Here is a 19,301-nt window from a genome sequence, read left to right on the forward strand (position 1 = left end):
CCTGCCGCGCGTGCCAGGATGTGGAAATGCGCGGCGATCCCGACATGGCCCCGGCCCGCACGCCCGTTGCCCTGATAGCGGCGACCGGGCTGTCGTGCGGCGCGGTCATCCATGCGCTGCGCCATCCGGCCCCTTCGGGAGGCCCCCTGCTGCCCTACCAGTGGACCGCCGCGCTGCTCGCCCTCGTGATGCTCGCCGCGATCGCCATCACTGGGCTCGCGATGGTCTTCGTGTGGCGGCACCCTCCCGGTCGCCCGCCACCGCTGCCAGCCTCCCCACTGCGACGGTTCCCCCGCGCACCGGGCCGCGCGCCCGCCGGCCGACGCATCGCCGCGTGGTTCGCGCTCGCCGCCGTGCTGGCCACCGCGGCGCTCCTGCTGCTGCGCCAGCCATCCGCCACCATCCGGCTCGCCCCGCCCGGCACAACCGAAACGAGCACGCCCCCCTCCGGCGAGGCCCCCGGCGCTGGCGAGCAACTGCCCGATGCCGCGGGCGAGCCAGGACTCGGCCTGTGGTTCCTCCTCGGCACGGCTGTGCTGCTTGCCCTGCTCGTGCTAGGCATGGGCCTGGTGCTGCGCCTGCCGCGCGGTGGCGCCCTCATCGAGCCCACGACGACCGAGCCCGCGCGCGGCACTCGTGGCTCCGCGCTGCGAGCCGCGACGGAGAAGGGGCTCGCAGCGATCGGCCAGTCCGCCGGCGGCCCGCGCGAGGCGATCATCGCGTGCTATGCCGCGATGGAGCAGGCGCTGCGCGATGCGGAGGATGCCTCGCCCCGCGCGTCCGACACTCCTCGCGAGGTCATCGAGCGCGCCTCGCGGCTCGGCTACCTCCGCGAGGAGCCTGCGTCGGTGCTCGTCGACCTGTTCACCGAGGCCCGCTTCAGCCAGCACCCCATGACCGGCTCCGACCAGCAAGCCGCCACCACGGCGCTGTCGAGCATGCTCGCCGACCTGAGGAGGACGCTATCCGCGCACTCCTCCTGACCGGGCTCGGCACGGTCGTCGCGAGCCAGTTGCTCGCCGCCCTCCTCGGCCGCCACGACCTGCTGCTCGTCCTGCCCTCCCTGATCGTGGCCTGCCTCTTCCTCGCCCTGCTCTACCAGCTCGCCGTGCTGGGTGCCGACGCCCCGGTGGCCAGCGCCGAGGATGATGCCCAGACCGCCGCGCGCGGCCTGCTCGAGCGCTGGCTCGCCCGGGCCCGCTTCACTGCCGAATGGGCCGACGGCTCCGAGCAGGAGTGGAACGTGCACCTGCGCCCCATGCTCGCCCGCGAGTTCGAGGAATCGTTCCACCTCCACGCCCGCCATGATCCCGATACCTACACCAGCACCGGCCTCGCCCTGTTCGGCAGCACCCTATGGCCGTGGGTGGACCCGCGCGAAGTAGCTCCCGCGCGTCAAGCAGCTGGCCGGCCCGGCCCGGGGCGCGCGGCCCTCACCGAGATCCTCTCCCGATTGGAACGCAGTTGAGCCCCCACGATTCCAGCGCCGCCACCACGACAGAGCGTGCCAGCGCCGTGCTCGCCGAGATGGAGAAGGTGATCGTCGGCAAGCGCGAGGCCCTCACCCTCATCCTCATCACCGTGCTCGCTGGCGGGCACGCCCTCATCGAGGACCTGCCCGGGCTCGGCAAGACACTCATCGCTCGGTCGTTCGCGGCCACGTTCGGGCTGCGCTTCACCCGGGTGCAGTTCACCCCTGACCTGCTGCCCTCCGACCTGCTCGGCTCCACCATCTACGACATGCGCTCCGGGGCGTTCGAGTTCCGGGAGGGGCCGGCCTTCACCAATGTGCTGCTCGCCGACGAGATCAATCGCACCCCGCCCAAGACGCAGTCCGCGCTGCTCGAGGCCATGGCCGAGGGGCAGATCACCGTCGATGGCATCACCCACCAGCTGCCCGTCCCGTTCATCGTGCTCGCCACCGATAACCCCATCGAGTACGAGGGCACCTATCCGCTGCCCGAGGCGCAGCTCGATCGCTTCGCGGTGCGGCTGAGCGTGGGATACCTCGGCGAGGAGGACGAGCAAGCGATGCTGCAGCGCCGCCTCGACCGGGGCTCGCGCCCCGCCACCGCCCGGGCCATCCTCGATGCCGGGGACCTGCTCGACATGCGCGAGACGCTCGAGCGCGTCACCGTCCACCCCGACGTGCTGCGCTACGTCGTCTCCTTCGCCCGCGCCACCCGCTCCCACCCCAAGATCGAGGTGGGCGCGAGCCCGCGCGCCGAGCTCGACCTCGTCCAGCTCGCGCGCGGCCGGGCCGTGCTCGCCGGGCGCGACTACGTCATCCCCGAGGACATCAAGGCCCTGGCGGTGCCCGCGGTCTCGCACCGCATCACGCTGCGCCCGGAGATGTGGGTGCGCCGCATCCGGGGCGAGCAGATCGTCGAGGAGATCCTCGCGCGGCTGCCCGTTCCCCGCATCAGCGGTCGCTCCGCGGAGCAGTGATGCACGCTCTCCGCTGGCAACCGTCCACGCTGCTCCTCGCCATCGCCGCGTGCGGCGCGCTCGCGCTGTCGGTCGCCTTGCTGTCCGGCACCTGGGCGCTAGCGCTGTTCGCCGCGCCCTTCCTCGGCGCGCTCCTCGCTACTCCCTCCCGCGCTGCACCCATCGCTCGTTCGGTGACCGCACCACCAGAAGGCCATCCCCATCGATTGTTCGAGGAAGAGCCAGCCACCCTCGAGCATGCCCTCGGCCTCGACGGCGCCGGGTCCCTCCATGCCTGGCCGCTCCCCCTCCCTGGGCTCGCTGTCGAGACGACCGGGGAGCCCCAGCGGGTCACCGCGACCCCTTCCCGGTGGGGCAACTATCGCGTGGATCTCTCCTGCCTGGTCATCGCGCCCCACGGGTTGTGGGCGGCCGAGCGCACGGTGCCGATCGGCAGGCTGCACGTGTACCCGCTCGCCCCGCCACGATCGATCGCCCTGCCACGAGTTCCCTTGCCCGATCGCATTGGCACCCACTTGACGCGCCGCCGGGGCTCGGGCATCGAGTTCGCCGATACGCGCGCTCACCAGCCTGGCGACCCGTTGCACGCGATCAACTGGAAGGCCAGCGCCCGAGCGGGCCGGCTATACATCAACGAGCGCTTCACCGACCGCGCCGCGGACATCGTCGCGCTGATCGACACCTATCCGCACGCGCCGGGGCCCGCCAGCGACAGCCTCGACCGGTCAGTGCGCGGCGCGACCCAGATCACCGCATCCGCGCTGCAGCGCGGCGACCGGGCCGGCGTCACGACGCTCGGGTCCCGCGCGCACTGGATCACCGCCGAGCAGGGCCGCACGCAGTTCTATCGCATCATCGATGTGGTGATCGGAGCGGGCTCGGAGGCTCTCGCCGTGCCGGGAACCCTCGCGCCGCTCGACGCGCTGCCGCCCGGCGCGATCGCCATCGCGTTCTCGCCACTGCTCGAGTCGCAGTTCTCGCTGGCACTGATGGAGCTGCGCCGGCGCGGCCATCCCGTCGTGCTGGTCGATGTGCTGGAGGGCACGCTGCCGTTCGAGGAATCCATCGACTCGCTCACCGAGCAGCTGTGGCGCCTCGAGAGGCGCAAGCTGGCCCGCGATCTCGAGTCGGTGGGCGTGCATGTGGTGGCCTGGAACGCGAGCGACGAGGACGGCGCTGACCTGCAGCAGGCATTCCAGTTGCTGCACCGCAGGACGCGTGACCAGGGGCGGGGCAGGCGCCGATGATCCGCAACGCCCTGATCGTGGCCGTGCCCGGATGGGTGGCGATCGCCGCCACGGGCTTGCTGGCGCTGCATGCTCTGCCCGACGTCGGTGCCACGCGGTTGGCACTGGGCATTGGCGCGGCGCTGGCCGGGGCCGTCGCGGCCGTGGTGGCGAGCAATCCGCGGTGGGGCGGGGCGGGAGCTCTCGCGACGGTCGTGGTAGCGATCGGCCTGCTCGTGCTGCCGGGGACCGAGCCTCCGCTGGCAGGGACGGGACTGATCGTCCTCGGGGCATGGGCGGCGCTGCTGCATGTGGTCGCCGCGTGGTCCGCGCGGCACGGCATCGCTGCCGGTCCGCTGCTCCGCCAGCTTGCCCCGCCCGCCGCTGCAGCGAGCGTGCTAGCCCTTGCTGGAGTCGTTGTGCCGCTGCTCTCGCCGTGGATGGTCGTGCTGGCGGCCCCGGCAGCGATCACGGCGATGAGCCTCGCGGTGCTGCGCGCGACGTGGTTTCCGCGAGCCGGGACGGCTAGCGCACCGGGGCGATGATCTCGTTCCAGCTCGGCACGCCAGGATCCTGGCGCGGGCCGGGGCGCGCCGGAGCCGGCGCCTGCAACCATCCAGGGAGACCGAACAACCAGTTCGCCCGGGCCGCGAGCAGCGCGCGATGCAGCAGCAGGGCGCCTGCCACGCCCGCAGCGGTGATCACGATCGGCCCCCATGCCTGCACCGTGCTCGCGGAGGGCACGAGCCCATTGTCGAGAGCGAGGTAGGCGAGGGTGCCCATCGCGATCTCATGCATCAGGTAGATCGGCAGCGTGACCGTTCCGAGGTAGGCCAGTGCCCGCGCGGCGGGCCCCCACGTGATGCTCGCCGCGGCCAGGATGCCGACCGCGAGGCCGAGCAGCGTGAGAAGGATGCTGCCGAGCGCGGTGGCCGCGAGGCCGCCTTGCAGGGACAGGTAGTACATCCCCGAGTACGCGAGCGCCAGCACGGCGACCAGGCCGAGCGAGGCATGGCGGGCGAGCACGGTCAAGAAGTCGCGACCACGCACACCGATGAGGAAGAACAGGAAATAGGCGGCCATGTTCTGCCAGGTCCACGGCAGCAGGTCCTGCGCATAAGCAAGCCAAGAGACCAGGAACGCGATTCCGAGCTGAACCCGGACATCAAGATCATTGAGAAGTTTCGCCGCAGCAAAATAGATCGCTAGCGCATAAACGAACCACAACCCATTGTGCGGCACGAGAATACCGGTGAGCAGCCGCAAGGGGTGCTCCTCCTCGTGCGTCAAGCTTGCCCCCGGCACCGCGGAGAAGTAGGCGAACCGCAGCACCACCCAGAGGCCATACAGGTAGAGCATGAGCACGATGCGGCGGCGCCATACCTCGTTCCACGGCCGCGCCAGGATCCCGGCCGCGAAAAAACCCGAGGCCAGGAAGAACAACGGCATGCGAATGGGCTGCAGCAGCGCATTGGCGGCGACCCACCAGTCGGAGCCGTAGCCGCGCGTGACGGCGAAGTTCGTCGCATGAAAGAGAACGACCAGCAGGATGCACGCGCCCTTGGCGACATCCACCCACACCACGCGGCCAGCTTGCTTGGTGGTCGTGGCGGTCACTGGGCTCCTCCTGCTCGGTCCGGGCGTTCCGGAATACGGTACGGGCCGGCGACTCACCCGCGGCACCCAATTGTGACTCTGCTCACGTGCCAGATCAGTCACATTTCTGTAGCGTCGTAATAAATGAATCGGCAATGCGTTTGTTTTACTAACTCTTTGGAGAACGTTTTGGCCCGGAAGAACAATGAAGCAACAATAGCTCGAGCGGAGCGCGATCATTCTTGGCTAGCGCCATCAATGATTCTCCTGGGGATCGCCGCGACGATCGTCGCCGTTGGTGTGGTGGTGCACGATGCCGCTTCAGGCCAACTCATCGATCTCGCGGTGTTCCAAGCGGCCGGGCAAGCCTTCATGGATGGGACACCGCTCTACAGCAACGACTTCGAGCGCCCCTACGGATTGCGGTTCATCTATGCGCCGTTCGCCGCGATGCTCTTCGCGCCACTCGCGCTCATCGATGAACCAATGCTGCACCTGGCCTGGACCATCACCAGCGTAGTCCTGGTGTGGGCGATCCTGCTGATGCTGCTCCGCCATGCCTGGCCGGCATTGCGCGCGACGCCCGAGCGTTCCGCGACGATCGCCACAGCGTTGCTCGGCGTGGCGCTGGTGCTCGAGCCCGTGGTCTCCACGAAGTACTTCGGCCAGATCAACCTCGTGCTCATCGCTCTGGTCGTCGCCGATCTCACGGGAACCATCCCGCGTCGCTTCCGCGGCATAGCTACCGGCATCGCTGCCGCGATCAAGGTCACCCCAGCCGCGTTCGGACTGGTGTTCCTGCTGCGCAAGGATCTCGGATCCGTCGCCCGCGCCATCGCCACTGGCCTCGCGACCATCGCGATCGGCTTCCTCGCGCGGCCCGAGTCCTCGATGTGGTACTGGACCTACGAGTTCTTCCGCACCGACCGCGCGGGCGGGCACTCCTACGGCCCCAACCAGGCACTGACCGGCGTGCTGAGCCGCATCGGGCTCGAGGGCACCGCCAAGGACGCCCTGTGGATCGTGGGAGCCCTACTCATCGTGGCCGCCGCGACCTGGTGCGCCTGGCGATTCACCCGCCGCGGCGACCACATCGTCGCGCTCGGCCTGGTCGCGCTCGCCTCGCTCGCGGCCGCACCATTCGCCGTCACCCACCACTGGGTATACGCGCTGGTGCTGCTGCCGATCGCGGTCGCCCCTGCCTACCGGTCCTGGCGCCCGCTGATCATCACCGCGATCGTGGTGTTCATCCTCGCCCCGCACCGCTACGCCATCGACGAGCCCAGCGGAATCGCCGCGAACGCCTACAACCTCGTCGTCGGTAACGGGCAGTTCTGGATGGCGATGGTCCTGCTCATCGCGGCGTGCATCGTGGCACGCCGCAGCATCACGGGCCACGGTTCTGCGGGACACATTGCTGCGGGCTCAGGCGACCGCGACGAGGACCCTCGCTCGGGCACCGCCAGCGACAGGAAGGAGCACTCGCTGGCCGAGATGCCGCGCTAGCTGCCCCGCGAGGCAGTCAGGCGGTGAGGACCCCGTCGAGCACGGACAGGAACATGCCCATCCCGTCGTCGCTCGGCCCGGTCAGCGCCTCGGTGGCATGCTCGGGATGCGGCATGAGGCCCACGACCCGGCCGTTCGCCGACGCCACGCCCGCGATGCCTCGCTGCGACCCGTTCGGGTTGGCTCCCGCGTAGCGGAACACCACGCGGCCCTCGCCCTCGAGCTCATCCAGGGTCTCCCCGGAGGCCTGGTAGCGGCCCTCGCCCGACTTCAGCGGAATGAGGATCTCCGCGCCCGGCTCGTAGCGCGACGTCCATGCCGTCGCGCTCGACTCGACGCGCAGCCACTCATCGCGGCAGATGAAGTGCAGGCCCTCGTTGCGGGTCAGCGCGCCCGGAAGCAGGCCAGCCTCGCACAGCACCTGGAAGCCATTGCAGATGCCCAGCACCGGCATGCCACGGCGGGCAGCCTCGACGACCTCGCCCATGACTGGCGCGAAGCGCGCGATCGCGCCGCACCGCAGGTAATCGCCGTACGAGAAGCCGCCCGGCACGATGACCGCGTCCACGCCCTTCAGGTCAGCGTCGGCATGCCACAACGCGACATCCTCGCCGCCTGCAAGCCGTACCGCCCGCGCCGCGTCAACGTCATCGAGCGTGCCGGGAAACGAGATCACTCCAATGCGCGCGCTCACGCCTCGACCTCCACCCGGGCAACTTCCCAATCCTCGATCACGGTGTTCGCCAGCAGCGACTCCGCGATCCGCGCCACCGTCTCATCATCCACGGTGTCGGCGACCTCGAGCTCGAACCGCTTGCCCTGGCGCACCGACAGCACGCCATCGAAGCCCAGGCGCGGCAGCGCGCGCTCGATCGCCTGCCCCTGCGGATCCAAGATCTCAGCCTTCGGCATGACACTGACAACTACACGAGCCACCCGGCACTCCTCGCCACCTCGATACCACTGCAAGCACTGCACCACGCGCGGAGCGCGGCCAGCCCTAAGCGTACCGGTTCCCGGGAGCAGTTTTTGCCCACGACCATGGCCCCGCCCCCGATACTGGAACACATGCGGTTGACCCATTTCGGACATTCCTGCCTGCTCGCCGAGATCGCCGGCACCCGTGTGCTGCTCGATCCCGGCACGTTCTCCCACGGATTCGAGGGCATCACCGGACTCGATGCCATCCTCATCACCCACCAGCACCCCGACCACATCGACACCGCGCGGCTGCCCGATCTGCTCGCCCACAACCCCACCGCCCGGCTCATCGCCGATCCCTCCACCGCCAGCAGCCTCGGCGATGCCTGGCAGGCCGCGCTCCCCGGCCAGCAGCTCGCCATCGGAGACATCCAGGCCACCATCGGGGGCGGGCGGCACGCCGTCATCCACCCCGACATCCCCGTGATCGACAATGTCTCCTACCTGCTCGGTACCGCGGAGCGACCGGGCCAGCTCCTGCATCCCGGCGACTCGCTCTATGTGCCGCCGCAACCGGTGGAGGCTCTCGCCATTCCCGCCGCAGCACCGTGGATGCGTATTGCCGAGGCCATCGACTATTTGCGGGCCGTGCGGCCGGGCACCGCGATACCCGTGCACCAGGGGATCCTGTCCGATGATGGCCTGGGCGTCTACTACTCGCGGCTCGCCGAGATGGCCAGGCCCGGCACGAGGTTCCGCGCGCTCGAGGGCGAGGTGGAGACCAGCATCGAGCGCGACGGCTGAGTCGGCCGGTTGGCGGTGGCGGGCCGTGTCCGACGTCGAGCGATGTCCGCAAGAGCACCGGAAAACGACAAACGCGATAGAAACCGCCCTGAATTCTGGGTGGTTTCTATCGCGTTTGCGGCAGCGGACCAGCGGGCCGAAGAGCCCCCGCCGAAGGGCCGACCGCGCGCTACAGGTCGGCGATGGCCTCCAGCGGCTTGGTGCGCGCCGCCCGGTTCGCGGGCCAGAGCGCGGCGAGCACACCAACCACGGCGGACCCGAAGAGCATGAGCACCACCTGCCCCCACGGCACGGCGAGGATGCGCAGCCCCTCGTCACGGAGGGTCTCGACGAACGCCCAGCCGAACAGGATGCCAAGGACCACACCGAGCACTGCGCCGAATACCGCGATGAGGGCGGACTCGATGTAGATGGTGCGCCGCACCTGCTTGCGATGCATGCCCACGGCACGGAGCATGCCGATCTCGCGGCGGCGCTCGACCACCGACAGCGCGAGCGTGTTGATGATGCCGAGGATGGCGATCACCACGGCGAGCGCGAGGAGCGCGTAGAGCAGCGACAGGATGAGGTTGATCTGCTGGGCCTGCGAGTTCTTGAACTCCTCGCGGTCCATCACCTGCACCACCACGAAGGGCTCGACCGCCTGCTCGATGCTCTCGCGCAGCCCGGCCGCGTCGGTGCCATCCTCGGCGAGGACCATCACGAACACGGTGGTCTGCACGAACGCGGGGATCAGCGCGTTCATCGCCTCGTCGGAGAGCACCATCGACGCGGTGAGGTTGTTGCGCTCGAAGATGCCGATGACCTCGGCATCGACGGTGCCATCGCGGGCCGGGCGCTCGATGCTCGCGGTGTCGCCCACGGCCAGGCCGAATCGTTCCGCGGTGGCCTCGTCGACCATGACGCTGCTGCCCTCGAGATCACTGTTGCCCTCGACCATCGGAATCTCGATGACACCGTTCACGCCGCCGTCGAGGTTGGTCCCGGTGATGCTCTGCCCGTCGATGAACGCCGGTGCGATCTTCAGCGCGGCGGCCTTCTCCACGCCCCGCACCCGCTCCACGGCGGGCGCGACCACGCCGGGCACGCCGGTCATCTGCGGCCCGCTGAGCACGTAATCAGCCTCGACACCCTGGTCGATGAGGTCGTCGATGCTGGCCTTCGCCGAGTTGCCGAGCACGCCGATGACGGTGACGAGGGTGAGGCCGAGGGTGAGGGCGAACGCGGTGGCGGCGGTGCGCCGCGGGTTGCGGATCGCGTTGGTGCGGGCGAGCTTGCCCGTGGCCCCGAACGGCTTGCTGAGCACGCCCAGCGCACCGATGGCAGGCTTGGCGAGGCCCGGGGTGGCGAGCAGCACCGCGACGATCAGCAGTCCCGCGCCGATGCCCACCCGGATCGCTCCGTCCTGCCCGGTGTACTCGGTGCCCCAGATCAGCAGCGCGAGCGCGGGCACGCCGATCACGGCGCCAATGAGGGTGCGCGAGCGGGTGGAGTCGCTCGACGCGGACGTCTCCTCGCGCATCGCCGCGACCGGTGGGATGCGCGAGGCGCGCCGCGCGGGCGCGTAGGCACTGACGATGGTGACGAGGATGCCGACCGCGAGGGCGACGATCACGGTGCGCGGCTCGAGAGCCAGAGCGCCGCCGGGCAGCCCAAGGCCAGTGGCGTCGAGGACGATGCGCAGCCCATAGGCGATACCGACGCCCGCGGCGAGGCCCAGGATGCTGCCGATGATGCCGACGACGAGAGCCTCGAAGATGACTGATCGGCTGATCTGCTTGCGGCTCGCGCCGATCGCCCGCAGCAGCGCCATCTCGCGGAGCCGCTGGGCAACGATCATCGCGAACGTGTTGTAGATGATGAACGTGCCGACCACTAGCGCGATGGCCCCGAACGCGAGCAGGAAGTAGTTGATGAACGACAGGTTCTGCTCGAGCTCGTTCTGCTGGCTATCGCGCGCCTCGCTGCCGGACAGGACGTCGAACCCGTCGGGCACGAGCGCCGCCACCTGCTCGCGCAGGTCCTCCTGCGAGACGCCTTCGGCGGCGGCGAGATCGAGGCGGGAGACATGGTCGCCGTCGGAGAACAGGTCAAGGGCCTGCTGCTCGACGAACTGCACCCCGATGAACCCGCCCACATCGACGGGCAGGTCGTAGGTCCCGGTGACGGAGACGGTGACGGTGCCACTGTTGGGGACGAGGACGTCCACGTCGTCGCCGACCTCGAGCCCGGCCCGCTCCATGCCGGACGAGTTGATGATGACCTCACCCTCGCGAGCGGGCGGCTCGCCGGACACCATCTCGATGGGTTGCCCGATCGCGGTCTCCGGCGGGAAGTAGGGCTCGCCCTCGCTGGGCGCGCCGCCCGTCTGCACCGCCGATCCATCCTTGATCAGGATGACCTGGCCACCGGCATACTTGACGGAAGCCCGCACGTCCGGCAGGGTCGCGATCTGATCGGCGAGCTCGAGCGGCACGCCCAGCGACGCCTGGTTCTCGGGCACCACGCGCACGTCGACGCCCTGCGAGGAACCGGTGAAGATCTGGTCGAAGGTCTTCTTCAACGTATCGGTGAACACGAACGAGCCGGTCACGAATGCCGTGCCGAGCACCACGGCGAGCACCGTGAGGAACAAACGCAGCTTGTGGGCCCCGAGGTTGCGCAGCGACACCTTGCGCATGGGCGCGCGCGACGGCGCGGCAGTCACCGGCATCAGATCTTCTCCAGGTTCTTCATCGTGTCGATGATGGAGTCCGCGGTGGGCTCGTACAGCTCGTCGACGATGTTGCCGTCGGAGAGGAACACGACCCGATCGGCGTAGCTCGCGGCGCGCGGATCGTGGGTGACGATCACGACGGTCTGCCCGAACTCGTTGACCGAGGCCCGCAGGATCTCGAGGACCTCCGTCCCGGAGCGGGAATCGAGGTTGCCGGTCGGCTCGTCGCCGAAGATGATCTCGGGGCGGCCCACGAGCGCGCGGGCACAGGCAACGCGCTGCTGCTGCCCGCCGGAAAGCTCGCTGGGACGGTGGTCGAGGCGATCACCGAGACCGAGCCGCGTCACGACAGTATCGAGCCATTCGTTGTCCGCTGCCCGGCCCGCGATATCGAGCGGCAGGGTGATGTTCTCCAGCGCCGTCAGCGTCGGAACGAGGTTGAACGCCTGGAAGACGAAGCCGATGCGGTCGCGCCGCAACTGGGTCATCTGCCGGTCGTTGAGCTCGGTGAGCTCGGTGCCGCCGATGTTCACCGACCCGGAGGTGGCGGTGTCGAGCCCGGCGAGGCAATGCATCAGGGTGGACTTGCCGGACCCGGAAGGGCCCATGATCGCGGTGAACTGGGCCCGGGCGAACTCGACATCGACCCCGTCCAGCGCGCGTACCTGGGTGTCTCCACTGCCGTAGATCTTCATGAGGCTGCTAGCGCTGGCGGCGATGTCATCGCGGCCTGGATTCGTCTCGACCATGCGCCCCATCATTCCAACCGGGGAGCCCCCGCGCCATCCGAACATGCCCCGGGATCCAAGGTGTCTCGGATCGGGGTGCTCCCTGAGTGCTAGGCGGCGTCGGCGATGGCCCGCCGATAGGGCCAGCGATAGGTCGTGGGCGTCGCGCCGTGGTGCAGGCTCAGGTCGATCGCGTCGAGGAAGGCCTGCCGGGGGCCGGAGCGCTGCAGGTGCTTGGCCTTGATCGCGAGGCGCACCACTCCGCCGCGCCGCGCGACCCGCTCGGAGGTCATGACCAGCGACCGGCACCACCACGGCTCGGACAGGAACCCCTCCCCCACCCCGAGCACGCGCGCCCGGGTGACGAGGTTGTGCTCGAGGTCGCGGATGGCGGTGAGATCGGCGCACAAGCGGAACCCGACGCGTGGCAGCATCATCAGCGCGCCCTCGGAGACGATCCAGCGTGGCGGGGCGAAAAGCCTGGTCCGCAGGCCCGATTCCTCCATCACGCGATCGGCCGCGATGAGCCGGAGCATCGCCTCGTGCGCGGGAAGGGTGGCGAACTCGGCGCGGCGCTTCTTCGTCGCGGCCTGGTCGTAGCCATGCATCAGGATCGAGGCGCCACGAGCCTGCTGGCCCCGCAGCCATTCCTGCGTCGCGGGGTCGTTGAGCAAGCGGTACTTGCCCTTCATGCGGGGCGCCACGAGCAGCGACGCCGGCACGTCCCGTCGCTCGAGCTCCTCGAGGAAGCTCGCCGCGAGATCCACGGTGGTATCGCGGATGCCGGACACCGAGACCAACAGTTCTGCGCTCATAATCCCACGGTCACATCACGGAATGTACGGACTCTGACCCCAAGGTGTCCGGTATGCGAACGTTTCGCGCCCGTGGCGCCGTCTCGGGGACGCGAGGCTCAGCGCAGCAGCGATTCGATGGCCCCGGTCACAGCTGGATCGTCCGGCGTGGTGCGCGGACGGAACCGCTTGGCCACCGATCCGCTCCCGTCCACGAGGAACTTCTCGAAGTTCCATTGGATATCCCCTGCCTCGCCCGCGTCGTCCGTGGCCGCGGCCAGCACCTCGTACAGCGGATGCCGCTGCGCGCCATTCACGTCGGCCTTCTCCAGCATCGGGAACGTCACCCCATACGTGGTGGAGCAGAACGTGGCGATCTCCTCCGCCGAGCCAGGCTCCTGCCCGCCGAACTGGTTGCATGGCACACCGATGACCGTCAGCCCGCGCTCCCGGTAGTGCCCGGCGATCTCCTCGAGCTGCCGGTACTGCGGAGTGAGCCCGCAGCGCGATGCCACGTTCACCACCAGGTACGGGCCCGGCCCAAGGTCCGAGAGAGTGGTGGGCTCGCCGTCGAGGGTCCGCAAGGGCATGGAGGCAACTGTTGTCGGCATGCCACCAAGGTACCGAGAACGGGATGGAAGGTCACGGATTCATCCACGCGCAGCGACCATTGCGTTGCGGGATTACCAGAGCATTACCTGGCCACGCGGGCACCGTGTGAGACTGGCGGCATGAGAGCTCGCTGGGGAACCCTCGCCGCCGCAAGCGTGCTAGCCATGCTCGCTGCGGGATGCATCTCCACCGAGCCCAGCGAAGCGCTGGCCGTGCGCGCGCCCGAGTCGCTGCGGGAGTCGCTCGACGAGATCGCCCAGCAGTTCGAGGACACGCACCCCGGCATCACCGTCACGATCCGGTACGACGACCCGCCGCGCGCCGGCGAGCAGGCCCTCGCGCAAGCCAGCCATGCCAACGACATCGATGTGCTGATCACCGAGGATACGTCGCTCATGTGGGAGGCAGCCGACCAGGGCCTCCTCGTCGGGGAACCCGTCATGGTCGCAAGCGACACCTACGTGGTGGCTCTCCCCAGCGGCACCCGTTCCACCTTCGATGATGTCGTTTCCGGCGCGATGGCCGTCTCCACCTGCTCGGACGAGCTTCCCTGCGGGCAGGCAGCCCACGAGGTAGCACGCCGCGCCGGGCTCGCGATCGACGCCGACCACCAGGAGCAGACATCGAGCGAGGTACTCGAGCGGGTCATCGACGGCTCAGCGGAAGCGGGACTGGTCCTCGCCACATCGGCGCGCAGCTCCACCGAGGACATCACGGTCCTCGACCTTCCCTTTCCCGCGACCGCCACCAAGCTCGCCGCGCCGCTCGCCGAGTCCCCCGACCTCGCTGCCGCGCAGCGATTCATCGAGCATCTCCGCTCCGATGAGGCGCGCGGCACCCTCGGCCATTCCGGGCTCGCCGCTGGCTAGCGGGACTGGCCGCTCGGTCATCCCTGCTAGGCGTCGGCGAGCCCCACCTGGTCAAGGACCCACGCGAACTCGAAGGCTACTTCCTTCCACTTCTCGTACCGGCCGCTCACGCCACCATGCCCGGCGCTCATCTCCGTCTTGAGCAGCACATCGCTGGCACCGGCCTCGCGCAGCCGCGCCACCCACTTGGCGGGCTCGACGTAGAGGACGCGGGTGTCGTTGATGCTGGTGATAGCCAGGATCGGCGGGTAGTCCTGCTCGGTGACGTTCTCGTAGGGCGAGTACGACTTCATGTACTCGTAGACGGCCTTCTCCTCGAGAGGATTGCCCCACTCATCCCACTCGATGACCGTCAGCGGCAGAGACGGATCGAGGATGGACGTGAGGGGGTCGACGAACGGCACGTTGGCGAGGATGCCGTCGAACAACTCGGGAGCCATGTTGGCCACCGCGCCCATGAGCAAGCCCCCAGCACTACCGCCGTCAGCGATGATGCTGCTCGCATGCCCGGTGTCGCGCAGATGGCGGGCGCACGCGACGAAATCGGTGAACGTGTTCTTCTTCGTCAGCGTCTTGCCGGTGTCATACCAGTGCCGTCCCATCTCGCCACCGCCCCGGACGTGGGCGACGACGAATGCCATGCCACGGTCGAGCAGGGAAAGCCTCGACACCGAGAACGAGGGATCGGTGCAGGACTCGTAGGAGCCATATCCATAGAGCAGCACGGGGGCGGGGCTGCGCAGATCGGTGCGCTGGATGATCGACAGCGGGATGCGCGTGCCGTCCTCGGCGGTCGCCCACTCGCGGCGCTGCTCGTACTGGCCGCGATCGTAGCCGCCGAGCACGGGCTGCTCCTTGCGCAGCAGCAGCTCGCCGCTGGAGAGCTCATAGTCGAACACTCGCACGGGCGTGATGAACGAGGTGAACCCGAGGCGCAGGTAGGGAGCCGCCCATTCGGGGTTGGTGCCAGCTCCAGCGGTGTAGAGCTCCTCGCCGAAGTCGATCTCCTGCATCTCGCCATAGCCGTCCTCGGTGAGGGGCCACAGCGCGAGGCGGGCGATGGCGCCGCGCCGGTACCCGACCACGAGCTGGTCGCGGAACGACTCGACATCCTCGATCCGCACGTCCTCGCGATGCGGGATGAGGATGCGCTGCGCCGTCGGATCAGTGACGGGCGCGTCGGCGAGCTCGAAGTTCTCGGCACCGTCGTTGTGGAGGATGAGGAACCGGTCCTCCCCCGCGACCACGACATGGTCGATGCCGTACTCGACTCCCTCGCGGCGGGGCAGCACGACGGTGAACTCGCCAGTGGGATCATCGGCCGGCAGCACGCGTGCTTCGCTGGTGATCTTGGAGCCCACCTCGATGACGAGGTACTGGCGGCTGCGCGTGATGCCCATGCCCGTCCAGTACCGCTCATCGGGCTCGTGGAAGACCACGACATCATCGCTGCTCGGAGTACCCAGCTGGTGCCGCCAGACAGTGTCGGGCCGCCAGGAGTCATCGACGGTCAGGTAGAACAGGTACGTTCCGCTGGGCTCCCACAATGCCCCGGGGAACGTGTTGGGAATCTCGTCACCAAGCAGTTCCCCGGTGCGCAGGTCCTTCACGCGCAGGGTGTAGCGCTCGTCCCCGGCGGTATCCACGCCGTAGGCGAGCAGGTTGCCGTCCTCGGTGACCGCGAAGCTGCCGAGGCTGAAGAACTCGTGCCCCTCTGCCTCCATGTTCGCATCGAGCAATACCTGCTCGCCGGGCATGCCTGCTCCCGCCTCCACGGCGGGCGGGGTCCAGTCAGCGTCATCCGAGACGGGGCAGCGGCAGCTCAGGCCGTATTGCTGGCCCTCGACGGTGCGGCTGTAGTACCACCAGGGGCCGCGCCGCACCGGCACGGACATGTCGGTCTCCTGGGTGCGGTTCTTGATCTCGCTGAAGATCTTCTCCCGCAGCCCCGCGAGATGCGCGGTGCGCCCCTCGGTGTGGGCGTTCTCGGACTCGAGGTACTCGATCACCTCGGGATCGGACTTGTCGCGCAGCCACTCGTAGTTGTCGATCACCACGTCACCGTGATGCTCGCGGCGGTGCGGGACCTGCTTGGCGCGGGGCGGGACCGGAGCCGTCATGCCTTCGCCCACGCGGACTCGCCCAGCCACTCGTCGAACGACAATCCCGAGATGCGCTCATACGCCTCGATGTAGCGCTTGCGGGTCGCATCAACGACGTCATCGGGCAGCGGCGGCGGCGGGCTGTCGGACTCCCGGTCCCAGCCCGACTCCGGGCTGGTCAGCCAGTTGCGCACGAACTGCTTGTCGAAGCTGGGCTGCACCTTCCCGGGCTCGTAGTCCTCCACCGTCCAGAACCGCGACGAGTCCGGCGTGAGCACCTCATCGGCGAGGATCAGGTTGTTGCCCGAATCGACCCCGAACTCGAACTTCGTGTCCGCCAGGATCAGGCCGCGCGCCTCGGTCAGCGTCGAGGCGCGGAGGTAGATGTCCAGCGTCTCCGCGCGCAGCGTGTACGCCAGGTCCGAGCCGAGCTTCGCCACGACCGCATCGAACGTGATGTTCTCGTCGTGCTCGCCGATGTCTGCCTTCGTCGCCGGGGTGAAGATGGCCTCCTCCAGCTTGGATGCCTCGCCCAGGCCCTCGGGCAGGGCGATGCCGCAGACGGCCCCGGTGGCCTGGTAGTCCTTCAGCGCCGAGCCCGATAGGTATCCACGGGCAACGCACTCGAACGGGATCATCGTCAGCTTCTTGACGATCAACGCCCGGCCCAGCACCTCCTCGGGGATGCGTGAATCGTCGGCGGCGGCAGCAAGATGGTTCGGCACGCCCAGCTCGTTGAAGAAGAACACGCTCATCGCAGTGAGCACGCGCCCCTTGTCCGGGATCGGGGTCTCGAGCACGTGGTCATAGGCGGAGATCCGGTCGGACACCACCATGAGCAGGCTCTCGCCGTCGATGTCGTACAGGTCGCGCACCTTGCCGGACGCGATGTGGGTGTAATCAGCCAAAGTAGGACGCACGGCGTACACCCTAGTGCTTCCTGCCGACAAACAGGGAGCCAAACTCCGCGAACCGTCCGATTGCTGGGCCAACCGGCCCTCGGGCGCCCTGGTGGCACGCCCCGCCGCCCTGCTGGAGCAGCTACTCGGGCAGGACGTTGCGGATCTGTCCGGCCTGGGCATCAAGGGTCATGCGATGCGGCCACTGGAAGGTGCCGCGCAGCCCCCACCCATCACCAGGCGTCCGGGGCAGCACATGCAGGTGCACATGGAACACCTCCTGGCCCGCGGCGACACCATCAGCGAGGAAGAGGTTGATGCCCGCGGGCTTGAGCGGGCTGCGGCGCAGCGCGGCCGCGAGGCGCTGGGCCGTGGCGAACAAGGGCCCGCCAAGAGCAGCGTCGAGCTCGGCGAGATCGGTGGCGTGCTGCTTCGGGATCACCAGCAGGTGCCCCGGCGTCATCGGGCGGATATCCATGAACGCCAGGACCTGCTCATCCTCGTGCACCACGCTGGCCTCGGCCCGCCCGGCCACGATGTCGCAGAAGATGCACGCCATCGGCACTCCTAGAGGATCGGCGCGGGCTGGTAGGCAGCGGCGTCCGGGTACTGCTCCACGAGGGCGGAGACCCGTGCGACCACGTGGGCGACCTGTGCCTCCGCGGCGCCGATGAAGGCCTTCTTGTCGGCGAGCGCCTCCTCGAGCCCCGCGCGATCGAGCGGGATGCGCGGATCCCCAGCGAGCCGGTCGAGCAGGTCCTGCCCGGCGCCCTGCTCGCGCATGGCGAGCGCGACGGCCACCGCATGCTCCTTGATGGCCTCATGGGCGGTCTCGCGGCCCACGCCTGCGCGCACCGCCGCCATCAGCACCTTCGTGGTGGCGAGGAACGGCAGGTAGCGGTCGAGCTCGCGCTCCACCACCGCCGGGTAGGCACCGAACTCGTCGAGCACCGTGAGGAACGTCTCGAACATGCCGTCGATGGCGAAGAACGCATCGGGCAGGGCCACGCGCCGCACCACCGAGCAGAACACATCGCCCTCGTTCCACTGCGCGCCGGCGAGCTCGGCGGCCATCGAGCCATAGCCGCGCAGGATCACCTGCAAGCCGTTGACGCGCTCGCACGAGCGGGTGTTCATCTTGTGCGGCATCGCCGACGAGCCGACCTGGCCCGGCTGGAACCCCTCGGTGACGAGCTCATGCCCGGCCATCAGGCGGATAGTGTGCGCGAACGAGGACGGCCCGGCACCGAGCTGCACGAGCGCGGACAGCACCTCGTGGTCCAGCGACCGGGGATACACCTGGCCAACGCTGGTGAGGACCTCGCGGAAGCCGAGATGATCGGCGATGGACTCCTCGAGCACCGCGAGCTTGCTGGCATCTCCACCGAGAAGATCGAGCATGTCCTGCGCGGTCCCCATCGGTCCCTTGATGCCACGCAGCGGGTAGCGGTCGATCAGATCGCGGATGCGGGCCAGCGCGACGAGCACTTCCTCGGCCGCGGAGGCGAACCGCTTGCCAAGAGTGGTGGCCTGCGCGGCGACATTATGGCTGCGCCCCGCCATGACCAGCCCGGAGTACTCGGTGGCCCGCTCGGCGAGGCGGGCAGCCACGGCGACGCCGCGATCGTGGACGAGCGCGAGGGCGCGCCGCACCTGGAGCTGCTCGACGTTCTCGGTGAGGTCGCGGCTCGTCATGCCCTTGTGGATGTGCTCATGCCCGGCGAGCGCGCTGAACTCCTCGATGCGGGCCTTCACATCGTGGCGGGTGACCCGCTCGCGCTGCGCGATGGAAGCCAGATCGACCTGATCGACCACAGCCTCGTAGGACTCGATGACACCCGCGGGCACGTCGATGCCGAGCTTCTGCTGGGCGCGCAGCACCGCGATCCACAGCTGCCGCTCGAGCACGATCTTGTTCTCCGGCGACCACACGTGGGTCATCCCCGCGCTCGCGTAGCGGGTAGCCAGGACATTGGGCACGGGGCGCTTGGGATCCTCGGTGGTCACAGCCCACGAGTGTAGTGCCCGGCGCGGGCAGCGCGAATTCGTGCCAGTCCGTTCCGATCCGATCGTGAGGATC

Annotated in this window: 19 protein-coding genes; 8 read left to right on the forward strand and 11 right to left on the reverse strand. The window is 68.9% G+C overall.

Annotation, left to right across the window (positions count from 1 at the left end; genetic code table 11):
- Positions 1-26: 26 nt before the first annotated feature.
- Genes FXO18_RS13585 through FXO18_RS13605 form a run of 5 tightly spaced genes read left to right on the forward strand, consistent with a single transcriptional unit; the run spans position 27 to position 4,219 of the window.
- A complete protein-coding gene (locus FXO18_RS13585; RefSeq protein WP_149361645.1) occupies positions 27-983 on the forward strand; it encodes a DUF4129 domain-containing protein in 957 nt (318 codons plus the stop codon).
- A 29-nt stretch (positions 984-1,012) separates the two neighbouring features.
- Positions 1,013-1,468, forward strand: coding sequence for a hypothetical protein (locus tag FXO18_RS13590; RefSeq protein WP_149361646.1), 456 nt, complete (start codon positions 1,013-1,015; stop codon positions 1,466-1,468).
- Positions 1,465-2,448: an AAA family ATPase gene (locus tag FXO18_RS13595; RefSeq protein WP_268884968.1), complete on the forward strand. Its 984-nt coding sequence runs from the start codon at positions 1,465-1,467 to the stop codon at positions 2,446-2,448. Before FXO18_RS13590 ends, FXO18_RS13595 begins: the two co-directional genes overlap by 4 nt.
- Complete coding sequence (locus FXO18_RS13600; protein WP_149361647.1) at positions 2,448-3,695, forward strand: DUF58 domain-containing protein; 1,248 nt, start codon at positions 2,448-2,450, stop codon at positions 3,693-3,695. The genes FXO18_RS13595 and FXO18_RS13600 overlap by 1 nt, the downstream gene beginning before the upstream one ends.
- Positions 3,692-4,219 carry a hypothetical protein gene (locus FXO18_RS13605; protein WP_149361648.1) on the forward strand — a complete coding sequence of 176 codons (528 nt, stop codon included), beginning with the start codon at positions 3,692-3,694 and terminating at the stop codon, positions 4,217-4,219. The genes FXO18_RS13600 and FXO18_RS13605 overlap by 4 nt, the downstream gene beginning before the upstream one ends.
- Here the strand turns inward: FXO18_RS13605 and FXO18_RS13610 are convergent.
- Entirely contained in the window at positions 4,200-5,291 is a 1,092-nt protein-coding gene (locus tag FXO18_RS13610; protein WP_187774364.1) for an acyltransferase family protein, read from the reverse strand. The genes FXO18_RS13605 and FXO18_RS13610 overlap by 20 nt on opposite strands.
- Positions 5,292-5,528: 237 nt before the next feature.
- On the opposite strand from FXO18_RS13610, the gene FXO18_RS13615 reads away from it, so the two are divergent.
- Positions 5,529-6,776 carry a glycosyltransferase family 87 protein gene (locus FXO18_RS13615; protein ID WP_149361650.1) on the forward strand — a complete coding sequence of 416 codons (1,248 nt, stop codon included), beginning with the start codon at positions 5,529-5,531 and terminating at the stop codon, positions 6,774-6,776.
- Positions 6,777-6,792: 16 nt separating this feature from the next.
- On the opposite strand, the gene purQ is transcribed toward FXO18_RS13615, so the two are convergent.
- Positions 6,793-7,470: a phosphoribosylformylglycinamidine synthase subunit PurQ gene (gene purQ, locus FXO18_RS13620; RefSeq protein WP_149361651.1), complete on the reverse strand. Its 678-nt coding sequence runs from the start codon at positions 7,468-7,470 to the stop codon at positions 6,793-6,795.
- Positions 7,467-7,712, reverse strand: coding sequence for a phosphoribosylformylglycinamidine synthase subunit PurS (gene purS / locus FXO18_RS13625; protein ID WP_149361652.1), 246 nt, complete (start codon positions 7,710-7,712; stop codon positions 7,467-7,469). The genes purQ and purS overlap by 4 nt, the downstream gene beginning before the upstream one ends.
- Positions 7,713-7,844: 132 nt before the next feature.
- Between purS and FXO18_RS13630 the strand changes: the two genes are divergently transcribed.
- Positions 7,845-8,501 carry an MBL fold metallo-hydrolase gene (locus tag FXO18_RS13630; RefSeq protein ID WP_149361653.1) on the forward strand — a complete coding sequence of 219 codons (657 nt, stop codon included), beginning with the start codon at positions 7,845-7,847 and terminating at the stop codon, positions 8,499-8,501.
- Positions 8,502-8,670: 169 nt separating this feature from the next.
- Here FXO18_RS13630 and FXO18_RS13635 read toward each other — a convergent pair whose 3' ends face one another.
- The 4 genes from FXO18_RS13635 to FXO18_RS13650 all read right to left on the reverse strand — a co-directional run bounded on the left by FXO18_RS13635 (position 8,671) and on the right by FXO18_RS13650 (position 13,350).
- Positions 8,671-11,214, reverse strand: a complete 2,544-nt coding sequence (locus tag FXO18_RS13635) for an ABC transporter permease (protein ID WP_235900658.1) — start codon at positions 11,212-11,214, stop codon at positions 8,671-8,673.
- Positions 11,214-11,966 carry an ABC transporter ATP-binding protein gene (locus FXO18_RS13640; RefSeq protein ID WP_149361654.1) on the reverse strand — a complete coding sequence of 251 codons (753 nt, stop codon included), beginning with the start codon at positions 11,964-11,966 and terminating at the stop codon, positions 11,214-11,216. Before FXO18_RS13640 ends, FXO18_RS13635 begins: the two co-directional genes overlap by 1 nt.
- 89 nt (positions 11,967-12,055) lie before the next feature.
- On the reverse strand, positions 12,056-12,760 hold the full coding sequence (locus FXO18_RS13645; protein WP_149361655.1) for a DUF2334 domain-containing protein: 705 nt from the start codon (positions 12,758-12,760) through the stop codon (positions 12,056-12,058).
- Positions 12,761-12,858: 98 nt separating this feature from the next.
- A complete protein-coding gene (locus FXO18_RS13650) occupies positions 12,859-13,350 on the reverse strand; it encodes a glutathione peroxidase (RefSeq protein ID WP_149361656.1) in 492 nt (163 codons plus the stop codon).
- A gap of 120 nt (positions 13,351-13,470) precedes the next feature.
- Between FXO18_RS13650 and FXO18_RS13655 the strand changes: the two genes are divergently transcribed.
- On the forward strand, positions 13,471-14,220 hold the full coding sequence (locus FXO18_RS13655; protein ID WP_149361657.1) for an extracellular solute-binding protein: 750 nt from the start codon (positions 13,471-13,473) through the stop codon (positions 14,218-14,220).
- Between the two features lie 26 nt (positions 14,221-14,246).
- Here the strand turns inward: FXO18_RS13655 and FXO18_RS13660 are convergent, their stop codons facing one another.
- The 4 genes from FXO18_RS13660 to purB all read right to left on the reverse strand — a co-directional run bounded on the left by FXO18_RS13660 (position 14,247) and on the right by purB (position 19,228).
- Entirely contained in the window at positions 14,247-16,340 is a 2,094-nt protein-coding gene (locus tag FXO18_RS13660) for a S9 family peptidase (RefSeq protein WP_149361658.1), read from the reverse strand.
- Positions 16,337-17,242 (reverse strand): phosphoribosylaminoimidazolesuccinocarboxamide synthase, encoded by a 906-nt coding sequence (locus FXO18_RS13665; protein ID WP_149361659.1) that lies wholly within the window; start codon positions 17,240-17,242, stop codon positions 16,337-16,339. The genes FXO18_RS13660 and FXO18_RS13665 overlap by 4 nt, the downstream gene beginning before the upstream one ends.
- A gap of 121 nt (positions 17,243-17,363) precedes the next feature.
- Positions 17,364-17,780 carry an HIT family protein gene (locus FXO18_RS13670; protein ID WP_149361660.1) on the reverse strand — a complete coding sequence of 139 codons (417 nt, stop codon included), beginning with the start codon at positions 17,778-17,780 and terminating at the stop codon, positions 17,364-17,366.
- A gap of 8 nt (positions 17,781-17,788) precedes the next feature.
- On the reverse strand, positions 17,789-19,228 hold the full coding sequence (purB, locus tag FXO18_RS13675) for an adenylosuccinate lyase (RefSeq protein ID WP_268884969.1): 1,440 nt from the start codon (positions 19,226-19,228) through the stop codon (positions 17,789-17,791).
- Between the last annotated feature and the right edge of the window lie 73 nt (positions 19,229-19,301).

It is taken from the genome of Lolliginicoccus suaedae (genome assembly GCF_008312885.1).
Classification (GTDB): domain Bacteria; phylum Actinomycetota; class Actinomycetes; order Mycobacteriales; family Mycobacteriaceae; genus Lolliginicoccus; species Lolliginicoccus suaedae.